The organism is Rubrobacter calidifluminis (assembly GCF_028617075.1).
GTDB classification, from domain to species: domain Bacteria; phylum Actinomycetota; class Rubrobacteria; order Rubrobacterales; family Rubrobacteraceae; genus Rubrobacter_E; species Rubrobacter_E calidifluminis.
The window spans coordinates 134,891-152,107 of the sequence record NZ_JAQKGV010000001.1 but is presented as its reverse complement, the minus strand read 5'-3'; the positions used below and the strand labels follow the sequence as shown (position 1 = coordinate 152,107).

General features: G+C 68.5%; 16 protein-coding genes and 2 tRNA genes. 4 read left to right on the top strand and 14 right to left on the bottom strand.

All coding sequences use genetic code 11. The features are described 5' to 3' along the window. Positions 1–36 precede the first annotated feature (36 nt). From PJB24_RS00780 to mfd, 7 genes are all read right to left on the bottom strand, one after another. A tRNA-Leu gene (locus PJB24_RS00780) sits at positions 37–110 on the bottom strand. 48 nt (positions 111–158) lie between these two features. Beyond that, the gene (locus PJB24_RS00775) at positions 159–596 is read right to left on the bottom strand and encodes a DUF501 domain-containing protein (RefSeq protein WP_273841636.1); all 438 of its coding nucleotides are present in this window, start codon (positions 594–596) and stop codon (positions 159–161) included. Then, entirely contained in the window at positions 580–879 is a 300-nt protein-coding gene (locus PJB24_RS00770) for an FtsB family cell division protein (protein WP_273841634.1), read from the bottom strand. Before PJB24_RS00770 ends, PJB24_RS00775 begins: the two co-directional genes overlap by 17 nt. After that, a complete protein-coding gene (gene pyk, locus PJB24_RS00765; RefSeq protein WP_273841633.1) occupies positions 876–2,300 on the bottom strand; it encodes a pyruvate kinase in 1,425 nt (474 codons plus the stop codon). Before pyk ends, PJB24_RS00770 begins: the two co-directional genes overlap by 4 nt. A gap of 4 nt (positions 2,301–2,304) precedes the next feature. Continuing rightward, positions 2,305–3,597 (bottom strand): phosphopyruvate hydratase, encoded by a 1,293-nt coding sequence (eno, locus tag PJB24_RS00760; RefSeq protein ID WP_273841631.1) that lies wholly within the window; start codon positions 3,595–3,597, stop codon positions 2,305–2,307. 80 nt (positions 3,598–3,677) lie between these two features. Further along, entirely contained in the window at positions 3,678–4,697 is a 1,020-nt protein-coding gene (locus tag PJB24_RS00755) for a peptidyl-prolyl cis-trans isomerase (RefSeq protein ID WP_273841629.1), read from the bottom strand. 79 nt (positions 4,698–4,776) lie between these two features. Beyond that, positions 4,777–7,854: a transcription-repair coupling factor gene (gene mfd / locus PJB24_RS00750; protein ID WP_273841627.1), complete on the bottom strand. Its 3,078-nt coding sequence runs from the start codon at positions 7,852–7,854 to the stop codon at positions 4,777–4,779. A gap of 180 nt (positions 7,855–8,034) precedes the next feature. On the opposite strand from mfd, the gene PJB24_RS00745 reads away from it, so the two are divergent. Next, positions 8,035–8,649 (top strand): LysE/ArgO family amino acid transporter, encoded by a 615-nt coding sequence (locus PJB24_RS00745; protein WP_420541852.1) that lies wholly within the window; start codon positions 8,035–8,037, stop codon positions 8,647–8,649. Here PJB24_RS00745 and PJB24_RS00740 read toward each other — a convergent pair. Then, on the bottom strand, positions 8,616–9,581 hold the full coding sequence (locus PJB24_RS00740; protein ID WP_273841623.1) for a LysR family transcriptional regulator: 966 nt from the start codon (positions 9,579–9,581) through the stop codon (positions 8,616–8,618). The two genes, PJB24_RS00745 and PJB24_RS00740, sit on opposite strands and share 34 nt — an antisense overlap. Positions 9,582–9,663: 82 nt before the next feature. Between PJB24_RS00740 and PJB24_RS00735 the strand changes: the two genes are divergently transcribed. Further along, positions 9,664–10,557 carry a DMT family transporter gene (locus tag PJB24_RS00735; protein WP_273841621.1) on the top strand — a complete coding sequence of 298 codons (894 nt, stop codon included), beginning with the start codon at positions 9,664–9,666 and terminating at the stop codon, positions 10,555–10,557. A gap of 85 nt (positions 10,558–10,642) precedes the next feature. Next, entirely contained in the window at positions 10,643–11,824 is a 1,182-nt protein-coding gene (locus tag PJB24_RS00730; protein ID WP_273841620.1) for a YbfB/YjiJ family MFS transporter, read from the top strand. Positions 11,825–11,830: 6 nt separating this feature from the next. Here the strand turns inward: PJB24_RS00730 and PJB24_RS00725 are convergent, their stop codons facing one another. Beyond that, entirely contained in the window at positions 11,831–12,304 is a 474-nt protein-coding gene (locus tag PJB24_RS00725; protein WP_273841618.1) for a GNAT family N-acetyltransferase, read from the bottom strand. 108 nt (positions 12,305–12,412) lie between these two features. Between PJB24_RS00725 and PJB24_RS00720 the strand changes: the two genes are divergently transcribed. Beyond that, the gene (locus PJB24_RS00720; protein WP_273841617.1) at positions 12,413–13,357 is read left to right on the top strand and encodes a GntR family transcriptional regulator; all 945 of its coding nucleotides are present in this window, start codon (positions 12,413–12,415) and stop codon (positions 13,355–13,357) included. A gap of 37 nt (positions 13,358–13,394) precedes the next feature. Here the strand turns inward: PJB24_RS00720 and pth are convergent, their stop codons facing one another. The 5 genes from pth to PJB24_RS00695 form a co-directional block, all read right to left on the bottom strand. Beyond that, a complete protein-coding gene (gene pth / locus PJB24_RS00715; RefSeq protein ID WP_273841615.1) occupies positions 13,395–13,928 on the bottom strand; it encodes an aminoacyl-tRNA hydrolase in 534 nt (177 codons plus the stop codon). Between the two features lie 36 nt (positions 13,929–13,964). After that, positions 13,965–14,642 carry a 50S ribosomal protein L25 gene (locus tag PJB24_RS00710; protein WP_273841612.1) on the bottom strand — a complete coding sequence of 226 codons (678 nt, stop codon included), beginning with the start codon at positions 14,640–14,642 and terminating at the stop codon, positions 13,965–13,967. Between the two features lie 27 nt (positions 14,643–14,669). Further along, positions 14,670–15,662 (bottom strand): ribose-phosphate diphosphokinase, encoded by a 993-nt coding sequence (locus tag PJB24_RS00705; RefSeq protein ID WP_273841610.1) that lies wholly within the window; start codon positions 15,660–15,662, stop codon positions 14,670–14,672. A 14-nt stretch (positions 15,663–15,676) separates the two neighbouring features. Then, positions 15,677–17,065 (bottom strand): bifunctional UDP-N-acetylglucosamine diphosphorylase/glucosamine-1-phosphate N-acetyltransferase GlmU, encoded by a 1,389-nt coding sequence (glmU, locus tag PJB24_RS00700; protein WP_273841608.1) that lies wholly within the window; start codon positions 17,063–17,065, stop codon positions 15,677–15,679. A 63-nt stretch (positions 17,066–17,128) separates the two neighbouring features. Further along, positions 17,129–17,202, bottom strand: a tRNA-Gln gene (locus PJB24_RS00695). Positions 17,203–17,217: the final 15 nt, after the last annotated feature.

Genomic DNA, 17,217 nt, shown 5'->3' with positions numbered 1-17,217 from the left:
CCCCGGGCCCGCCTGGATAGGCAAGAAGGGGTGGAGTAGGGGCGGTGGGACTCGAACCCACACTGGGCGGATTTTAAGTCCGCTGCCTCTGCCGATTGGGCTACGCCCCCGGGTCGTTCAAGAATATACCAGCAACGAACCCGGCGGCCAAAGCCGCCTCAGAGCGAGCAACACCCGTCCTTCGGGTACGGTTCGTCCACCCGATCGAGGGTCCACTCCGCGACTGGGTTGGGGATGGCCCCGGCGAGGTGGAGCGCGGTGAAGGCGTGCAGGCACTTCACGCCGCCCCCCTCCCCGACGCCGGCGACCCGGCTCCCGTAGCGGGCGCGGTGCTCCTCGTGGATCCCCTCCACCACCCCGGGACCGACCTCCCGCCAGGCCTGCCTGACCCCTCCGGCGGACTCCACCCGGGAGACGGCCCGCACCAGACTGGGGCAGGTCAGCCAGAAGCGGGTCGGCATCTCGCGTCCGGTCTCGTTCTCGATCACGCTCGGCGCGCCGTAGGGACAGCGGGCGGCGACCCGGAAGGGCCGGGGCTCGCGCCCGAGCTGGCGCGCCACGATCTCCCTTTCCTGCGGGCTACTTCTCTCCACCACGCTCGCGCAGGATGTAGACCTTCTCGCCCGGTTTTATCATCCCGTAGCGCTCGCGCGCGGCCCGTTCTATCCCGGATGGGGTCTGGAGGCTCCGCGCCTGATCGGTCAGCCGCGTGTTGCGCTCCCGCAGATGCGCGAGGCTCTGCTGGAGGGAAGAGATCTCCGAGCGGTCCACGAAGATCTGGCGCAGCGGCGAGACGTAGGACGACAGGAGCAGCCCGATGAGCACGGCGTAGAGCATCACGGCCGCCGGACGGTACCGGTGCCGGGCGCGCCGTCTCACCGGTCCTCGCCCACCGTGTGGACCTGCAGGGTGTTGGTCGAGCCCGGCACGGGCCCGGCGGTCCCCCCGATCACGATGATCTCGTCCCCCTCCTTCACGCACCCCGTGCTCTCGGCCGCCTCGATCGCCTCCCGGAAGCGCTCCGCGAGCGAGCCGGCCTGCTCCCCCTGGATGGCCGTCACCCCCCAGACCAGCGCGAGGCGGCGCACGGTCCTCTCCTCGGGGCTCACCGCGAGGATGCGGTTCGGCGGCCGGAAGCGCGCCGCCCGGATGCACGAGAGCCCGCTCTGGGTGGCGGTCAGGATCGCCTCCGCGTCGAGCACCTCGGCCAGCTCGCAGGCCGCGTGGGTGACCGCGTCGTAACGGTCGCCCCGCCCCCAGGAAGCCGAGGCGGCGATGTCCCTCCCGTAGTTGATCGCCGCCTCCGCCGCCCGGCAGACCCGGTCCATCTCCTCCACGCTCTGCACCGGGTAGCGGCCCACCGCCGTCTCCCCGCTCAGCATCACCGCGTCGGTGCGGTCGAAGATCGCGTTCGCCACGTCGGAGACCTCGGCGCGGGTCGGACGGGGGTTGCGGATCATCGAATCGAGCATCTGGGTCGCGACGATCACCGGGCGTCCCAGCCGCCGGCAGCGGGCGACGATGCGCTTCTGCTCGATCGGCACCCGCTCGGCCGAGAGCTCGACGGCGAGGTCCCCCCGCGCGACCATCACCCCGTCGGAGGCCTCTATGATCTCCTCGATGTCGTCTATGGCCTCGTGCTTCTCTATCTTGGAGATCACGGGGACGTCGCCGCCGAACTCCTTTATGAGGCGCTTTATGTCGCGCACCTCCTGGCCAGTGCGCACGAAGGAGGCGGCGATCCAGTCGGGCTTCAACACCTCGACCCCGAAGCGCAGATCCTCCACGTCCTTCTCGGTGAGGCCGTGGATCGAGAGCGAGGAGTCCGGGAAGTTGAGGCCCTTGTGCGAGGAGACGGGCCCGCCCTCTATCACCTTGCAGACGACCTCGCCGTTCTTTATCTCCTCGACCTCGAGCCCGATCAGGCCGTCGTCTATGAGCACCCTGTGCCCGGGCTCGACGTCCTCGGCGATCCGCTCGTAGGAGGTCGGCAGCCGGCTCGCGTCCCCGACGAAATCCCCCGGCGCGATCACCACCCGGTGTCCCTCGACGAGCTCGGTGTCCCCCTCGACCTCCCCCGTCCGTATCTTCGGGCCCTGGATGTCCTGCATGATCGCCACGTTGCGTCCGAGCCGTGCGGAGACCCCGCGCACGACCTCTGCGTTGTGCCGGTGCATCTCCTGGTCCCCGTGGCTGAAGTTGAACCGCACCACGTCGACGCCGGCGCGCAGGATCGCCTCTATGGCTTCCTCGGAGGAGGTCGCGGGCCCTAAAGTCGCGACTATCTTGGTGCGCCGCATCTCTCTAGCTCCTGCCTCCGCGGGGTTCGAACGCGGTGCGTCCCGGGTAGATCGCCGCCTCCCCGAGCGACTCCTCTATGCGGAGGAGCTGGTTGTACTTGGCCACACGCTCGCTCCGCGCGGGGGCGCCGCTCTTTATCTGCCCGGCGTTGACCGCCACCGCGAGATCGGCGATGGTGGTGTCCTCGGTCTCGCCGCTGCGGTGGCTGATCATCGTGGTGTAGCCCGCCTTGTGCGCGAGCTCGATCGTCTCCAGCGTCTCGGTTATCGTGCCGATCTGGTTGACCTTCACCAGGATAGAGTTCCCTATCCCTCGCTCGATGCCGCGGGCGAGGATCTTCGGGTTGGTGACGAAGATGTCGTCCCCCACGAGCTGCATCCTGCCGCCGAGCCGCTTCGTCAGCTCGGCCCAACCGTTCCAGTCCTCCTCGGCGAGCCCGTCCTCGAGGCTTATGATCGGATACTCCCCGGCGAGCTCCTCGTAGTAGCCGATGAGCTCCCCGCTCGAGAGTTTCTTCCCCTCCCCGGCGAGCTCGTAGACGCCGTCGCGGTAGAACTCCGAGGCCGCCGGGTCCAAGGCGAAGCAGATCTGATCCCCCAGAGAATATCCGCTCCGCTCCACCGCTTCGGCGACGAGCGCGAGCGCCTCGCCGTTGCTCGAGAGGTCCGGGGCGAAGCCCCCCTCGTCCCCGATGCCGCCGGCGAGCCCCTTCTCGCCGATGAGCTTCTTGAGGCTCTGGTAGATCTCGGAGACCGCCCGGATGCCCTCCGAGAAGCTCTCGAAGCCGACCGGGACGACCATGCATTCCTGGAAGTCCACGTTGTTCGCCGCGTGCGCCCCGCCGTTGAGGATGTTGCAGCAGGGAACCGGGAGCGTGGAGGCGCCCGCGCCGCCCAGGTAGCGGTAGAGCGGCAGGTCCGCAGCCTCGGCCGCGGCCTTCGCCGCCGCCATCGAGACCCCGAGGATCGCGTTCGCCCCTAGCCTGCCCTTGTTCGGCGTGCCGTCGGCCTCGATCATCGCGAGGTCGAGCGCCCGCTGGTCGGTGGCGTCCATCCCGACTACCACCTCGGCCAGCTCGGTCTCGACGTTCTCGACCGCCCGCCGCACGCCTTTGCCGCCGTAGCGCTCCTTCTCGCCGTCCCGCAGCTCCACCGCCTCGTTCTGCCCGGTGGAGGCCCCGGAGGGCACGGCCGCCCGGCCCGCGAACCCGCTGGCCGTGATGAGCTCCACCTCGACCGTGGGGTTCCCTCTGGAGTCGAGGATCTCCCGCGCGCGGACCGAGACGATCTCCGTCATGAAGCTGCCCTCCTGTCTCTCGGATGTAAGGCTCGTCGTCCCTCTACTCTACGCCTTCAGGACGCAGAGCGCCAGAGCCTTCAGGAGGTCGATCCCTGCGGCCTGTAGTCCGGCAGGTACTTCACGTCACGCGACTTCTTCTGCTGCTCGAGCCACCGCTGAAAGGCCCTGGCCCGCTCCTGCTGCGCGAGGTGCTGCTTTATCTGCGGGGCGACCTTCTCGAGCGGCGTGGTGTGCCCGGGCTCTATCTTCGTCACCTCGATCAGGTAGTAGCCGAGGTTCTTGACCTCGACGGGCCCCGCCACCTTCCCCTTCTTCGCCGAAAAGATCGCCTTGTCCAGCGCGGAGAGGGAGATCTGCCCCTCGCTGACGCACCCCACCTTCCCCCCTTTCTTCGCGCTGCGGGGGTCCTGGGAGTACTTCTTCGCGAGCTTCGCGAAGTCCCCGCCGTTCTCGAGCTTGCCCTTCACCTTCTCGGCCTGCTCCTTCTGCTTTTTCTTGTCCGGGGCGAAGACTATCGCGCTGAAGCAACGGCGCTCGGGAACTTTGAACTGGGCCCTGTTCTTCTCGTAGTAGCTCTTTATCTGCTTCTCGGAGGGGCTCACGTTCCCCGTGACCCTGTCCTCGACCTTCCGTACGAGAAGCCCCACCCGGATCTGCTGCCGGGCCTGGCTCTCGTTTATCCCGTAACCTTTGAGCACCTGCCGGAAGGCCTCCTCGTCGCTGAGGTTGGTGCCGAACTGCTGCCGGGCCTGCTGACCGGCCTGCTTCTTGAAGTTCTCGAGGGCCTTCTGGACCTCTCCGCTGGAGACGGAGATCCCGTGCTCTCTGGCGTAGGCCTCGGCGATCTTGGTGTCCACCAGCTGGGGCATGACCTGCGAGACGGCGGCCTTGTACTGGGCGGAGCCGGGCTGCGGCGCCTCCTTGAGCCCGCTCTGGCGGGCGAGCGCGTCGATTTGCTTCTGTACCTCGCTCTGCGTGATCTGACCGCCGTCGAAGACGGCCACCTTCCTCGAGCCCGTCTCGACGTTGGCGACCGTGGAAGCGGCGGAGCAACCGGAGAGCACCGCGGCGAGGAACAGGATCAACCCCCACGTCACCAGAGATCTCTGGCGCCACGATCCGCTCAGAAAACGCAAGATCTCACCTCGAGCTGGTTGGATCCCAAAACGCCCGCGATTATAGCATGGTGCGCCCGAGCGCCCCGAGCGCCCGCTCGGCGACCTCGAGCGGTTCTCCCTCCACCCCGCGCAGGCTCAGGCGCCCGGCCCGACCGCTCACCTCTGCTCCGGTCGTCCGCTCGAGGGCCGAAACGGCCCTGGCATCGGGCGTGACCCCGGAGATGGTGAGCGTCCCCTGCCGGTAGGAGACGGACCTGGCCCCCACCCTCCTCGCGAGCAGCTTGACGCGCGTGATCCCGAGCAGGTTGAGCGCGGGAGCAGGCGGCTCCCCGAAGCGGTCGGCGAGCTCTTCGGCGAGCTCCCCGACCTCCTCGATGCTCCCTGCGCCGGAGGCCCGCTGGTAGAGGGAGACCCGCTCTATCTCGTCCTGCACGTAATCCGGCGGCAGGTACGCGTCGAGCGGCACCTCGACCACGACCGGCGCCTCGTCTCTCCGCGCTGCGGGCCTCCCCCGGGCCTCCTCGACGGCCTCCTCCAGAAGCCGCAGGTACATCTCGAAGCCCACGGCCGCTATGTGCCCCGACTGCTCCGCACCGAGCAGGTTGCCCGCGCCCCGGATCTCGAGGTCCCGCATCGCGACCGCGAACCCGCTCCCGAGCTCGGTGAAGTCCAGAAGCGCCTCGAGCCGCCTCTGGGCCTCCCGCGTCGCCCCGAGCGGCGCGAAGAGGTAGGCGTAGGCCTGCTCGGAGGAGCGTCCGATCCTTCCCCTCAGGTGGTAGAGCTGCGCAAGCCCCAGAGCGTCCGCCCGCTCGACGATGAGCGTGTTCGCCGTCCCCACGTCGAGCCCTGTCTCGATGATCGTCGTGGCGACGAGCACGTCCACCTCTCCTTCGAGGAACGAGCGCATCTTGCCCTCGAGCTCCCGCTCGGGCATCCGACCATGAACCACCGTGAAACGCGCTCCGGGGACCAGCCCGCGCAGCTGCTCGGCCCTCTCCTCTATGGTCTCGATGCGGTTGTGCACGAAGAAGACCTGACCGCCCCGTCCGAGCTCGCGCTCTACCGCCCGCCGCACGATGTCCTCGTCGTAGGGCCCGACATGGGTGAGCACGGGCCTCCTCCCCGCAGGCGGCGTCTCGATCACGCTTATGTCCCGCAGGGAGGAGAGCGCCATCTGCATCGTGCGCGGGATCGGGGTGGCCGTGAGCGTGAGTACGTCGACCGAGGCCTTGAGTTGTTTGATCCTCTCCTTGTGCTCGACCCCGAAGCGCTGCTCTTCGTCGATCACGACGAGCCCGAGATCCTTCGGCCTCACCTCCGCCCCGAGCAGGGCATGCGTCCCGATGAGGATGTCTACCTCCCCGGCGGCGAACCCTTCGAGGATACGCCTCCTCTCCGCCGGGGATGTGAACCGCGAGAGGCTCTCGACGCGCACCGCGAAGCGCTCCAGCCGCTCGCGGAAGGTGCGCTCGTGCTGCTGGACGAGCAGGGTGGTCGGCGCGAGCATCATCGTCTGCTTGCCCGCGAGCGCCGCCTTGAACGCCGCCCTGACCGCGACCTCGGTCTTCCCGAAGCCCACGTCCCCGCACACCAGCCGGTCCATCGGCTTCGGCCTCTGCATGTCGGCCTTGACCGCGGCGATCGCGGCCTGCTGGTCCGGGGTCTCCTGGTAGGGGAAGCTCTCCTCGAGCTCCCGCTCCCACTCCGTGTCCTCCGGAAACGCGAACCCTTCGGCCGAGGCGCGCACGATGTGCAGCCGCAGCAGCTCCCCGGCGAGCGCCTTGACCCGCTTCCTGACCCTCTCGGTGACCTGCGCCCACGAACTCCCGCCGAGCCGGTCCAGCCGCGCCCCTTCGCCGCCCACGTACTTGTGCAAGAGGTCCATCTGCTCGTAGGGCACGAACAGCCTGTCCCCGCCCCGGTAGCTGACCTCCATGTAGTCGCGGGTGACACCCAGGGCCTCCCGCGCCACGAGCCCCTCGAAGCGCCCGATACCCTGCGTGTCGTGCACAACGAGATCTCCGGGCTTGAGATCGGCAAAGCTCGTCGGCGTCCGGCCGCCCCTGCGGCTCTTCACCCTCCTCCCCAGGAAATCCCCGCGCCTGACGACCGCGATTCCGTCCTCCGGGTAGACGAAACCCTCCTCTACCTCGCCGGGTACGGCGTAGAGCCCGGGAGGAAGGTTCGCGTCCACGCGGGCGGCCTCTCTCACCTCGCGTCCGATCTCGCCGAAGGCGTAGACGGTGCGCTTGACCTCGCTCCCCGAACCGCAGGCGATGAAAACCGCAAGCCCGTCCGCGACGAGCGCCTCGAGCCTCCTGGCGACCTCTCGCAGCCCGCCCCCGAACGCCACCACCGGCGGCGCCAGGACCGCCTCACCATCCTCCGCACCGGTGAACTCGAGATCCGGCTCGGGCGCCGTGTCGTAGAGCTCGCGCACCAGACCGCCCAGGTCTTCCGGCAGCGCCTCCTGCGGCTCCTCGCGCCAGATCTCGACACCTTCCGGCAAAAGCTCGCGCGGCGAGACGGGATCGAGGCCGAGGAGCAGCCGGTCGAGCCCCGGCACCCTCACCCCCCGGAGCACCTCTTCGGGCAGCTCCTCCCCGCTCTCCGCGGCGAGCGCCGCCAGGTCGGCCTCGCGCGCAGCGTAGACCGTCACCGCCTTCAGATCCTTCACGACCCGCTGGGTCGCCAGGGAGACGACCCGCACGCTCTCCACCTCGTCCCCCCACCACTCGACGCGCACCGGGGAGCGCCGGGTGCTCGGGAAGAGGTCCACGATCCCGCCGCGCACGGCGAACTCCCCGGGACGCGAGATCCTGTCCACCCGCTCGTACCCGAGCCGGGCGAGTCTCTCCAGAGCCTCGTCGAACTCCAGCTCCACGCCGCCGGAGAGCTCAAGTGGCTCGTAGATCGGGGTCCTCTCGGCGAACGCGAGTGGTCCGGCCACGACGATGCGCGCCCGGCCCAAAGCGTGCAGCGCCCGCTGTCTCCTGCCGACGTTCGCGGCGGGCGGGTCGAAGACGTCCCCGTAGATAGTCCCGCGCGAGGGCAGGTGCACGACCGCATCCTGCGTGAAACACGCCGCCTCGCGGGCGTAGCGCTCGGCCGACTCCTCGCTTCCCGCCACGAGCACGACGGGGCTCTCTGCGGTGGCGGCGAGGTAGGCTCGGATACGGTGTGGTGCCTGTACGGATCTCGTACGGAGAGGGTTTCTCACCCGGCAATTTTAACCCGTCGCGCACGCTTTCCAACGCGGGGCTCAGCTCTCCCCCGGCCTTGCCAGGTTGAGACCCGATGGGTAACATCTCCGGGCTTGATCTTGCCTTTCGTACACGGGTTCGTGCTGGCTCTGGGCCTGATCGTCGTCCTCGGGCCCCAGAACATGTTCGTTTTGGCCCAGGGAGCGACCCGGTCCCGCCTGCTGGGTGCTCTGCCCGCGGTGCTCACCGCTTCTCTGTCGGACACCACGCTCATCCTCGCAGCTGTGCTCGGGGTCTCGGTCGCCGTCCTCTCCCTCCCCTGGGTGAAGATCGCGCTGGCGGCAGGTGGGGTGCTCTTCCTGCTCTACCTGGGCTGGACCAACTGGCGCGCCGGTCCCGTTTCAGACGAAGCCTTGGAGCGCGGCGTCGGGTTGTCCACCCGTCAGCAGGTGCTGTTCGCCCTGTCGGTGTCGCTGCTCAACCCGGGTGCCATCCTGGATACCGTGGGGGTCATCGGCACGAGCTCCCTGGCCTACCATGGCACCGCGAGGGTGGTCTTCACCTTCGCGAGCATAACGGTCTCCTGGCTGTGGTTCTTCTTCCTGGCGCTGGTCGGAAGGCTGCTGGGTAAAACGGGCGCCACACGCGGCGTCCTCAACCGCGTTTCGGCGGTCGTGATGTGGGCGAGCGCCCTCTACCTCGGGTACGAGCTGCTCTTCCGACCCTGAGAAAAGCCCGGGGCTTCCCCTCCGTCTCCGCAGCGAAGGGCCTCCCTCGCAGCCTCGATGAACGCGCCGAGCGCCGGAGAGATCCACCTGTCCTTCCGCCAGACCACCTGGGTCAGGACGCCGCAGCCCGGCCCCTCCCAGGGCAGCTCCTCGAGGCTTCCCCGATCTATCTCTTGCGTCACCGAGCTCCTTGAGACCATTCCCACCCCGACCCCCGCCTCGGCGCAGCGCTTTATCGCCTCGACGCTGGCGAACTCGAGCAGTGTGACCCGGCGCACCCCAGCCTCAGACAGAGCTCTCTCGAACACCCTCCGGTAGGCGCAGCCCTCCTCGGTCACGAGTACCGTCCGACACTCGAGATCCTCCGGCCCGAAACCGGACCGGCCCGCAAGGTCGTGGCCGGGGGCCGCGACGAACGTCGCCGGCTCTGCGACGAGCGGCTCCACCTCGAGTCGCTCCTCCGGAGGCAGCGGTTCCTCCATAACGAACGCGAGATCCACCTCGCCGCAAGCCAGACTCTGCCGGAGCCCGGTATCCAGCGCGCCGACCGGGCTGGGCTTGAGCTTGAGATCCACGCGCGGATGGCGCCGCCTGAAACCGCTCAGCAGCCCCGGCAGGCGGTAAGCGCAGTGCGTCTCCGAGGCGCTCAGGACGACCGACCCCGCCGGCTCCCCATCACCAGAGACCGCAAGGCGGGCCTCCGACTCCAGATCGAGCATCCTCTCCGCGTAGGGCAGGAGCCTCTTGCCGGCGTCCGTCAGGAAAACCCGCCGGCCCATCCGGTCGAAGAGCGGCACGCCGAGCTCCCTCTCCAGCGCCTGTATCTGCGCCGTGACGCTCGACTGCACGTAGCCCAGCTCGGAGGCCGCCCGGGTAAAGCTCAGCGTCCTCGCCACCACCAGGAAGGTCTTAAGCTGCCGGATCTGCACCATCCCTCACCCGATCTTTTACCTCGATCCATTCTATCGAACACGTTCGTTGGACACGATTACTCCCGGATGGCTAAATGTAGCCATGAGCAAGAACACGGGCGCGGAGGAGCGGGGTAGGGCGATTCCCGGAAACTACCCGGTACTGCTCGCCGCCGTGCTCTGGGGTACGACCGGGACGGCCGGGGCCTTCGCCCCGCCCTCGGCCACACCGGAGGCCATCGGGGCGGCGAGGGTCACGGTGGGGGGCCTGGCGCTGCTGGCGGTCACGCTGTGGCGCGGCACGCTGCGCGGACACCGGTGGCCCCTCCTCGAAACGGCAACGGGGTGTGCGGGGGTGGCAGCCTACCAGGTGCTGTTCTTCAGCGGTGTATCGAGGACCGGGGTGGCTATAGGCACGATCGTCGCCATCGGGAGCGCTCCGATCTTCGGAGGCATCACAGGTTTTCTGGTCCGGGGCGAGCGCCTCTCATCCCGGTGGGCAACCGCTACGGCGCTCGCGGTCGTCGGATGTACACTACTGATCGGCGCCGGCGGCGGCATCTCCGTCGATCCCCTGGGTATCGTGCTCTCTTTAGGTGCAGGCGCCTCCTACGCGGCCTACGCCACCGCGAGCAAGGGCCTGCTGGAACGCATCCCGCCGGAGGTGGTGATGGCCGTCATCTTCACCGGAGGGGCGGTGCTGCTCTCGCCGGTGCTGGTGCTCTCCGGTGCGGGATGGCTCCTAGAGGGCAGAGGAATCGGGGTGGCGCTGCATCTGGGACTCGTGGCTACCGCCGCGGCGTACTTCCTGTTCGGCCGGGGACTCAGACTGATCCCGGTCGCGACCGCGACGACCCTCTCGCTCGCCGAGCCACTGACCGCTGCCCTCCTTGGGGTCTTCGTGCTTGGCGAGCACCTCACACCGCTCGAACTGCTGGGCGGCGCCCTCTTATTCTGCGGGCTCGTGGTTCTCTCGCAGCGGGACACTGCGTCCTGAAAAGGATACAAACCGTTCACACCCGTGCCGCGAGGCGGGTGCCATAATGGCCGGGAGCCTGGTATCCGCTCGCAGAGGAGGGGAAGTGCAGGAGAGAAAGGACGGGCAGGCCCCGGGGTCTGCCTTCCGTCCGCTCGCTTCCGGGATCCTCGCCCTGGTGGTGGCGATGGGCATCGGACGCTTCGCCTACACCCCGATCCTGCCCTACATGCAGAAAGCCTTCGGCCTCAGCACCGGTCAGAGCGGGCTTCTGGCCTCCAGCAATTACCTGGGGTACCTGTCCGGCGCGGCGCTGCTCACCGTGGTGCCTCCGCGGGCGCACCATCACGGGGCCGCACTGCGGGCGAGCCTTGCGGCCACCGCGCTGACCACCGGGCTCATGGCGGCCACCGGCAACTTCGCGGTCTGGCTCGGGCTGAGGTTCCTGGCGGGGGTGGCCAGCGCGGGGGTCTTCGTCCTCGCCTCCGGAGCGGTCCTGGAGGCGCTCCGGCGCAGGCGCGGCGCCCGCCTCTCGGGGTGGCTCTACAGCGGGGTCGGGATCGGTATAGCCCTCTCCGGGCTTCTGGTCCTGTTCATAGGCAGTGCAGGGAGCCGGGGAACGGGCTGGAGAGCCGACTGGGTCTCCCTCGCGGTCCTCGCCGCAGTGCTTTCGGTGGTGTGCCGGGCGTGGCTCCCGGAGGGCGAAGCTCCGGTCTCCGGCGCGTCCGGAGCGGATGCGGAGCGTGGCCTGGGACGTTTGCTCTCCCTGCTCTGGATCTCCTACTTCCTGGAGGGAGCGGGGTACATCGTGAGCGGCACGTTCCTGGTCAAGATAGTGGAGGACACGCCGGGGCTGAACGGGGTCGGGACTGCGGCCTGGGTACTGGTCGGCGTGGCTGCCGCACCCTCCACGGTGCTCTGGGCCGGGGTATCCTCCCGAATCGGATACCTGCGCGCCCTCTGCGTCGCCTACCCGCTGCAGGCCGCAGGGATAGCCCTGCCGGTACTCTCCGGCTCGGAGTGGGCTGCCGCGCTATCCGCCGTCCTCTTCGGCGGCACCTTCATGGGCATCACCGCCCTCGTCATCACCTACGCCAGCCGCAAGACCGGAGGTTCTTCGCGGGTGATCGGGCTGCTCACCGCGGCCTTCGGGCTCGGGCAGGTGGTAGGCCCCCTGCTCCCCGCAGCCCTCGGGAACTCCTTCACCCCGGCGCTGCTCGCCGCAGCGGGCGCGGCGCTCGCCGGCGGGCTCATCCTGGCAGCCCCGGCGCTCGGGGATCGCGGCTAGGATCCCTCATCCCGCCTCGCATCCCTCTGCGGAGGGAGAGCGCCCGAGCAGGTACAGCACCCTCCTTACCAGACCGCCCTCTCGTCCGTGGCTCCCGTCGTGCCGTGGTGGACGGACGGGGCCGCCACGCCAGACGCGGTTCCACTTCCGGTATCCGGCCTCCGCCGGGTAATCTCCCCTCATGGTCGGCAGCGCCCGGACCTGGCGCGCCCCGACCACCCACGCCATCGCGAGCGCTTCGGAGTACAGAGCCCGCGCCACCGCCCGCTCGTCCACGAAAAGATCAGAGGCCATGATACCCAGTACGATCTGCCCATGCGCCATCCGGTACTCGAGCGCCCCCACGATCTCACCACCACGCTCGGCAACGAGGAACTGCTCCCTCCACGCGAGCCAACGCGGCAGATCCTCGACCTCCAGCAGATCCGCTATCCTCGCCCGATCCTCCGGCTGCGACCACCTGACCTCCAGCTCACCCATCTGCCTCACCTCCTCAACCACCGCAGAACTCCCTCGACTAGGTAAAATCGTCCTATATACGCAGGGCAATTATAATTGTCCTTATGGCCTAGGACAATAGGACTTTTGATGGGATTGAGGGTAGACTCGAAGAGCCATGTACCGGTACATGTACAGCTGGAGGAGCAGATCAAGCACCTCATCCTCGCGGGCAGCTTTGGTCCCGGGGAGCGGCTGCCGAGCATCCGGGAGCTCGCCGGGTATCTGAGGATCAACCGCAACACGGTAGCGCGGGTGTTCTCGGAGCTGGAGCGGGAGGGGTACGTGGAGAGCCGGCGGGGGAGCGGGGTATACGTGCTCGAGCCGCCGGTGGACGAGGCCGAGATGCGCAGGCAGGAGCTTTTGGAGCGGGTGATGGAGCTCGCGGCGGAGCAGGGGGTTTCTGCGGAGGATCTGGGATACGCGCTGCTGGCGCGGGCGGGGGTCTCGGCGGTGGTGGAGAAGGTCCCTGTGCTCTTCGTCGAGTGCAACGAGCCGGAGCTCGCGAGCTTCTCGGCGGAGCTGGAGGAGAGGCTACCGGTCGAGGTCGAGGGTGTGCTGGTCGACGAGCTGGAAGAGAGAGTGGCTACGCTGGAGGAGTTGCCGTGGCGGCTCGCGGTCACGACCTTCTACCACGTCGGCGAGGTGGGCAGGGTGATGGAGCCGCGCGGCATCGAGACGGTGGCGCTGCTCTCGGTCGCCACAATCGAGAGCCTGAGGAGGCTGGCGGAGCTCCCGGAGGGCACGATTGTGGGCGTGGTCGGTGGCTCGCGGACCTGTGCCGAGAACCTGTTGCGCTCGCTGGAGGGTGCGGGGCTCACCCACCTGAGCTTCTACAAGATCGAAAGCTCCGCCGACGTCAGGGAGGGAACGCGGGTGGTGGTGTGCGGCAACCCGGCGGCGCATCGGCTCGAAGAGCTCGACCTCCCGAAGGGTGTGGAGGTGATCCTGCAGGGGCGCACCCTGAGCCGGGGTGGCATAGAGCTGCTGGGCAGGATGCTGCGGGGGGAGACATCCCGGAGAGCATCCCGGTGAGATGGAGCCGCCGCGGGGCGGCCCGACTGGGCGGTCGTTACCGGCTGGCCCGGCTGCGGGCGTTGAAGCGGTTCATGGCCGCCTCGGCCCCCTCCTCCACCACCACCTCGACGGCGTCCGTCGCGCGGGGGACCGCCTCCCTCACCGTTCCGTCCATCCGCCCGAGCACGTAGTCGATCACCTCCACGCCCTCCGGGGGCCGGCCTATCCCGACCCTCACGCGGACGAATTCGGGCCCGAGGTTCCCGATCACCGAGCGCAGTCCGTTGTGACCGCCAGCGCCCCCCCCAACCTTCACCCGCACGGCGCCCGCGGGCAGGTCCAGGTCGTCGTGGACGACCAGGAGACGGTCGCCGGAATAGGCGACGAGCGCACGCCCAGAATCGTTCATGAAGGTGGTCGGCTTGACGAGCACGACCGAAACCCCGTTCAGACGGATCTCCGCCTCCTCGGCCCGCTTCCGCCTGCGCCAGGCGCCGCCGTGGCGGGCGGCGAGCTCGTCCACCACCATGTAACCCGCGTTGTGGCGGGTGTTCGCGTAGCGCCGCCCCGGATTACCGAGCCCGGCCACGACCCATCTTTCGGTATCCAGTGCGGTCCCCCGGAGCTACTCTGCGGGGGTCTCCCCCTGCTCCTCCCCGGAGGGCGCCTCCTCCTCGTCGGTGCGCGCCTCCTCCGGCTGCTCCTCGACTATGCCGGCCTGTGCCATCTCCTCCTCTGTGACCTCGGTCGGCGTGGTCACGGTAACCGCGACCTCATCCGGGTCGGAGATCAGGGCGACACCTTCCGGCAGCTCGATGTCGCCGAGCGTCAGGTTCTCGCCAATGCCGAGATTCGAGACGTCGATCTCGAGCTCCTGCGGGATGTTGCCCGGGAGCGACTCCACCTGCACCTCGTAGAGCACCTGCTGCAGCACGCCGCCCTCCTTGGCCCCCGGCGCCTCGCCCGAGACGACGAGCGGGACCGTCACCTCGATGCGCTCGGTCATGTTGACCGGGGCGAAGTCCACGTGCAACAGCCTCCCTGTCAGCGGGTCGCGCTGCGCGTCGACGATTCTCGCCGTCGCCCGGCCGCTGTCCGGCAGCTCTATGTCGTAGAGGGCGTTGTCCCCCAGATGGTGCAGGGTATGGTCCACGATCTTGGCGGGTACGGCCATTACCCGTCCACCGTCAGGCCCGTTCCCGTAGAGTACGGCGGGCAGCATCCCGGCGGCCCGCAGCCGTCGGGCATCGTTCTTACCCCTGCGCTCGCGCTCCTCGGCCCGCAGGCTGACGTTCTCCGGCATGAAAGTTACCTCCTTCTCTCGCGTTCTCTAGAAGAGCTGGTTCTCGCCCATGAAGACCGCGCTCACCGAGTCGTCGGTGAACACGTTGCGTATCGTGCTGGCCAAAATCGGGGCGATCGTCAGGCGCCTTATCTTTTTCGAGGTCTTCCCCCGCTTCGGCGGGAGGGTGTCGGTCACCACGACCTCCTCTATGGGAGAGTCCTCTATCTTCTCGTAGGCCGAACCCGAGAACTCCCCGTGGGTGGCCGCGGCCCGGATGTCCCGCGCCCCCTCCTGCACGAGCCTCTCCGCCGCCCCGACCAGCGTCCCGGCCGTCCCGATCACGTCGTCTATCATGATCGCCCGCTTGCCGGCCACCTCCCCTATCACGTGGGTGACCTCCGACTGGCGGGCGGCGTGCCGGGTCTTGCTCAGGATGGCCCAGGGGAGCTCCAGATGCCCGGCGAAAGCCTTGGCCATCTTCACCTCCCCCGTGTCCGGGGCCACGACCACGGCGTCATCAGCCCCCCTGAAGCCCGCCTCGACGAAGTAGTCGACGAAGGTGTGCATCGCGGTCAGGTGGTCGACCGGGAAGGAGAAGAACCCCTCGATCTGCCCGACGTGCAGGTCCATCGTCATTACCCGCTCGGCACCGGCCGCCGCGATCAGGTTCGCCACCAGCCGCGCGGAGATCGGCTCGCGCGGCTTGGTCTTGCGGTCCTGGCGGGAGTAGGCGTACCAGGGGATGACGGCCGTGATCCGCTTCGCCGAGGCCCGTCGCGCCGCGTCGATCATCACCAGAAGCTCCATCAGGTTCTCGTTGACCGGGTCCCCGAGCGACTGGATGATGAAGACGTCCGCCCCCCGGACGGACTCCAGGTAGCGGGCGTAGACCTCCCCGTTGGGGAAGGTCTCCAGCTCGACCTCGCCCAGGGGTACGTCGAGACGCTCGGCGATCCGCTCGGCCAGCTCGGGATATCCCCGGCCTGAAAAAAGCATCAGCCGCTTCTCGGTGGTCTGAGTCAGGTATCCGTTCTCCATGCGCGTCCTCTGCCCTATTCCTCCTCGCCAGCCTCACTCTTCTCGCCACCCGCCCCGGAGATGTCCCGGATCGCGCGGGCCGGAGCACCTACGGCGAGCTTGCCCGGCGGCACGTCCTTGTTCACCACGCTCCCGGCCCCGAGGTAGGAGCCTCTCCCTATTGTAACCGGGGCGATCAAACTCGTGTTGACCCCGGTGAAGGCCCCGTCCTCTATGCTGGTCTTGTTCTTGTTCTTGCCGTCGTAGTTGGCGGTTATCGTGCCGGCGCCGAGGTTGACGCCCTCCCCGATCTCCGCATCCCCCACGTACGAGAGGTGCGGGACCTTGCTCCCGCGTCCGACGCGGCTGTTCTTCACCTCGCAGTGCGCCCCGACCTTCGAGCCTTCCTCGAGCACCGTACCCGGACGCAGGTAGGCGAAGGGCCCGACGCTCACCCTGTCCCCGATCTCCGCCCCCCGCCCGACGGAGTGCTCGACGACCGCCCCGTCCCCCACCGTCGTGTCCGAGAGATCGGAGAAGGGGCCTATCACGCAGTCCGATCCGACCTTCGTCCTGCCCCTGAGGAAGGTGCCCGGCAGGATCACCGTGTCCCGCCCGATCTCGACCCCGGCTTCGATGTGCGTGCTCGCCGGGTCGCGCACCGTCACCCCCTCGCGCATGTGGGCGTCCAGGATGCGCCGACGGAGGATCTCCTCCGCCCGGGCCAGGTGTGAGCGGTCGTTGACCAGGTTGGCCTCCTCCAGGTCCTCCAGAAGGTAGGTCACGGCCCGCGCCCGCCGGCCGATGATCTCCAGCGCGTCGGTCAGGTAGAGCTCACCCTGCTCGTTGTCCGCGCCGAGGAGGCCGATGGCCCGTCTTATCTCCCCGAGTTCGAAGGAGTACAGCCCCAGGTTGACGAGCCTTATCTTCCTCTCCTCCTCGCTCGCGTCCCGCTCCTCGACTATCCGCACCACGCCGGCGTCCTCCATCACCCGCCCGAGCCCGCCCGGGTCGGGCAGCTCCGCGACCAGCACCGTGGCTCCGACCCCCGCCGAGCGGTGCCGCTCGACGAGCCCCACGAGCGTGCGCGCGGAGATGAGCGGACCGTCGCCGTTGACGACGAGCAGAATCCCATCCCTCTCCTCTATCGCCTCGAGCGCGACCCGCACCGCATCCCCGGTGCCGAGCTGCTCGCGCTGCAGGACCGGCTCGGTGTCGGGCGGGAGCACCTTTTTCACCTCCTCCGCCTGGTGGCCCACCACGACGAGGAGCCTCTCGGGAGAGAGTGGTCTTATCGCCTCTATCGCGTAGTTGACCATCGGAACCCCGCACAGGGTGTGCAGGACCTTGGCGCGGTTGGATTTCATCCTCGTTCCCTTGCCCGCCGCCAGGACCACGGCGAAGATGGGACCTCGATGCGACATGGGGCCTCCGCTGCTCAAAAGAAGTTCTCCTCGTTGCCCTAAGACCCGCAAAGCGGCGTCGTGTGGCTGGGGCGGCAGGATTCGAACCTGCGATCCCGGGACCAAAACCCGGTGCCTTGCCGCTTGGCTACGCCCCAAAACCGGGCCTACTC

Excerpts from the sequence above, each read along its gene's own strand:
- pyk (WP_273841633.1), bottom strand. The coding sequence starts at position 2,300 with ATGCGGCGCACCAAGATAGTCGCGACTTTAGGGCCCGCGACCTCCTCC.
- eno (WP_273841631.1), bottom strand. The coding sequence starts at position 3,597 with ATGACGGAGATCGTCTCGGTCCGCGCGCGGGAGATCCTCGACTCCAGA.
- PJB24_RS00740 (WP_273841623.1), bottom strand. The coding sequence starts at position 9,581 with ATGGTGCAGATCCGGCAGCTTAAGACCTTCCTGGTGGTGGCGAGGACG.
- PJB24_RS00735 (WP_273841621.1), top strand. The coding sequence starts at position 9,664 with ATGAGCAAGAACACGGGCGCGGAGGAGCGGGGTAGGGCGATTCCCGGA.
- PJB24_RS00725 (WP_273841618.1), bottom strand. The coding sequence starts at position 12,304 with ATGGGTGAGCTGGAGGTCAGGTGGTCGCAGCCGGAGGATCGGGCGAGG.
- PJB24_RS00720 (WP_273841617.1), top strand. The coding sequence starts at position 12,413 with ATGGGATTGAGGGTAGACTCGAAGAGCCATGTACCGGTACATGTACAG.
- PJB24_RS00710 (WP_273841612.1), bottom strand. The coding sequence starts at position 14,642 with ATGCCGGAGAACGTCAGCCTGCGGGCCGAGGAGCGCGAGCGCAGGGGT.
- PJB24_RS00705 (WP_273841610.1), bottom strand. The coding sequence starts at position 15,662 with ATGGAGAACGGATACCTGACTCAGACCACCGAGAAGCGGCTGATGCTT.
- glmU (WP_273841608.1), bottom strand. The coding sequence starts at position 17,065 with ATGTCGCATCGAGGTCCCATCTTCGCCGTGGTCCTGGCGGCGGGCAAG.